This window comes from Flavonifractor sp. An9 (assembly GCF_002161245.1).
Lineage (GTDB): Bacteria > Bacillota > Clostridia > Oscillospirales > Oscillospiraceae > Flavonifractor > Flavonifractor avicola.
In genome coordinates this window covers 1-666 of record NZ_NFHC01000057.1, presented here as the reverse complement: position 1 = coordinate 666, position 666 = coordinate 1, and the positions used below count along the sequence as shown (strand labels likewise).

Below are 666 nucleotides of genomic sequence, written 5' to 3'. Positions count from 1 at the left end.
CTGGGGTGCCGCTTCCTGCCTGGGTTTCGGTTCGGCTCTCCCGATTCCTTGGTCGATCTTGTCCGCCGCGTTCTGCCGCATGGCATCGGTGACGTGGGTGTAGGTGTTCAGGGTGGTGGTGCTGGACACATGGCCGATGATGGTGGACAGCGTTTTGATGTCCATGCCGTGTTCCAGGGAGGCGGTAGCGAAGGTGTGCCGCAGGTCATGGAATCGCAGCCGTTTACACTCTGCCCGCTCCAATACTGTCTGGAGCCGCTTCCGGACGGCTGCCGGGTCCATAGGGGAGTCTTCCTTGACAGGGGAGGGAAACATCCACCGTGAGTGGACGGCTTGTTTGTAGGTCTTGAGCACGTTTAGGACCGGGGCAGGGAGGAGTACCGTCCGGTTCCCCGCCTTGGTCTTGGGCGGGGATACTGCCAGTTCTCCCTTGACCCGGTGGACCTGCCGCTCCACCCGCAGGGCGCCGGTCCGGAGATTCAGGTCACGCCACTGGAGGGCCAGGATCTCGCCCCGGCGCAGGCCAGTGGCCAGTTCCAAGAGAAGCAGCTCGTAGCAGCCGTCCTCCCTGGCCTGGATCAGCAGCCGCTGGATCTCCTCCGGAGTCAGAACCTTCATTTCTCTGCCCTTGACAGGCGGAAGTTTACAGCTGTCCGCCGGGTTGCG

1 protein-coding gene is annotated in these 666 nt (G+C 63.1%); it reads right to left on the bottom strand.

Going from position 1 to position 666, the window contains the following annotated elements; translation table 11 throughout:
- On the bottom strand, positions 1–666 hold a 666-nt coding region (locus B5G40_RS16555; protein ID WP_143383456.1), incomplete at both ends, for a tyrosine-type recombinase/integrase.